Raw genomic sequence first — 2,270 nt, forward strand, 5'->3', positions numbered from 1 at the left:
GTGCATCGCTGCCTTGGGGTGTTGGTTGATCGTCATACCTACCTCGTTGCTCACTGATCTCTCGGAGGTAGGTGTCGCAGGTCATATTGGCACGGGGGGAGCCTGACCTCGAATCGGCTAGATCCGGTCAATCGAGCGGCGGCCTGCTACGAACGGTCTTGCCCGCGCACCGAGCATCCGCGCCCCGGTCAACCCTCTGAGCAGCATTGACAATCGTCCAGGCGACTGTCGCTGCCTAGCCTTCAGGCGCGTCGTTGTTGGATACGCACGAACACCGGGGTGTCTCCCTACTGCTCCACGGCAAATAACCGCCACTCATCTGGGATTCCCTTCAGGCGCTGCATCCCCCGATCCTGAAAAGACAATCCGGAGCCCGCCACCAGATCCTTCACGGTGCTCGAAACAAGCACCTCGCCCGGTTGCGCGTGAGTCGCTACGCGCGAGCCGGTGTGCACGGCAATACCCGCGACCTTGCCCCCCATCACCTCACACTCCCCGGTGTGAAGTCCGGCGCGGATCTCGAGCCCGAGCGCGCGTACTTCGCGGGAGATGGCGCTGGCGCAGCGCACTGCGCGAGCTGGCCCATCGAAGGTGGCAAGAAAGCCGTCACCCGCGGTGTCGATTTCTTGACCCCGAAAGCGCTCCAGTTCGCGGCGCACCAATTTGTGGTGACTTTCGAGTAAGTCGTGCCAGGCGCGATCGCCGAGGACTGCGGCGCGTTCGGTAGCCCTCACGATGTCCGTGAACATTACAGTGACCAGAAGCCGGTCGGATTCAGCGCCGAGTCGAGCCCCGGTGAGGAATTCTTCAATCTCATCGAGAATGACGTCGCTGTCGCAGCCCCACGGGACGTGATCGATGCCCTGTAGTTCGACCAGCTTTGCTCCGGCGATGTGCTGGCACATATATTGGCTGGCGCCGAACTCGATGATGCGATCGTTTCGGCTATGCAACAACAAAGTGGGCACGCGCACGGCGGGCAGCACATGGCGGATGTCAATTTCCATGTTCATACGCAACAGCGCCGCCGCAGCCGCCGGACTCGCGCTGGAGCGTAGCCAGTGCGCCCACCATTGACGACACCGTTCGTCGCGGGCTTGGCTTGGCCACCGTGCTTCAATGCCGACCGCGCCGCCCCAATCACGTTCCACCTCTTCGGCAAAAGCGAGGGACTGTTCCTTCGTCGGGCCCCAGGGGTGGTCGGGCGCCCTTACGCGCCTTGAGAAAGCGCCGACCATGATGAGCGCCGAGGCGCGAGCCGGGTAGGTAGCGGCGAACAGCGCGCTCATTGCGCCGCCCTCCGAATAGCCGAACAGCGCCGCGCGTTCCGAGCCGACGGCGTCCATCACCGCACGCACGTCGTCCATCCGAACTTCAAGACTGGGCATGTCGTTGACGCGGTCCGACAGGCCCGTCCCCCTCTTGTCGAACAGGATAAGGCGGGAGAACGAGGCCAGCCGCGTCAGCATCCGCGCCAGAACTGGCTCCTCCCAGAAGACATCCAGGTTCAAAACCCACCCCGGAACCAGCACGAGGTCACGTGGACCATTGCCGACCGTCTGGAAGGCGATGTTGATTCCACCGCTCTTGGCGTATTGGGTCGTAGGAAGCATGCAGATTGCGCCCTAAAAGCGTGCGGTCTTGCGGCACAGACGGATCGAAGATTGCCACAAATCCAACCCTTGCGCGACCGATGCTCCACTGACAGCTTCCGCCCACCAATGTCGGGTTGAGCGGAAGAAGACGATTGACCGCAAGGGGCCCTACCCTGCCCGTCGTCAGCGACCGTTGCACCGCAGGTATGCAGCGGTTGCTGTCTTTCCCGCACGCTCGGCGAATCCACGCTGTGATGTCGGTCGTGATCATTCAGATGGGACGGAGAGCTCAGATCCGACGACCGGTTCCAAGGTAGTGCAGACATAGGCCGTCGCCGAGCTTGATCGACCGCGGCATCACGGCATCGAAGGCCAATCGAATGGCCGCTATCCATTACCGCCGGAGTGGCAGTCCGGGCCCATACCGGCTGTTCAGACTTCTCCGAGGCTGACATTCGTCAGCTTGCACACCGAGCGCGTTATCTCCCTACCTCGAGCGCCGAGGTGGTGCGGCAACGGCTATGCAAGCGTGCATGGGCATTCGGACGGTCAGCCGCTGATCAGCCAGTCGGTGGCTTGCGCGATTGCGCTGTTGGGGAAGACTCTTGTCGGGCATGGCAAAGCAAAGCTGAAGAAGCGGCAAAGGTTGGCGATCCAATCGACGTCGGTGACGAC

Annotated in this window: 2 protein-coding genes; both read right to left on the bottom strand. The window is 62.3% G+C overall.

Going from position 1 to position 2,270, the window contains the following annotated elements; all coding sequences use genetic code 11:
* Positions 1 to 287: 287 nt before the first annotated feature.
* Positions 288 to 1,613 (bottom strand): adenylate/guanylate cyclase domain-containing protein, encoded by a 1,326-nt coding sequence (locus AC1DY5_RS52115; protein WP_478122098.1) that lies wholly within the window; start codon positions 1,611 to 1,613, stop codon positions 288 to 290.
* Between the two features lie 531 nt (positions 1,614 to 2,144).
* On the bottom strand, positions 2,145 to 2,270 hold a 126-nt coding region (locus AC1DY5_RS52120), incomplete at its 5' end, for a SpoIIAA family protein (RefSeq protein WP_478122099.1).

The sequence above is a fragment of the Variovorax sp. P4_D9 genome, from assembly GCF_056401695.1.

Bases quoted from the DNA above. Each gene is read 5' to 3' on its own strand.
- AC1DY5_RS52115 (WP_478122098.1), bottom strand. From the start codon at position 1,613: ATGCTTCCTACGACCCAATACGCCAAGAGCGGTGGAATCAACATCGCC.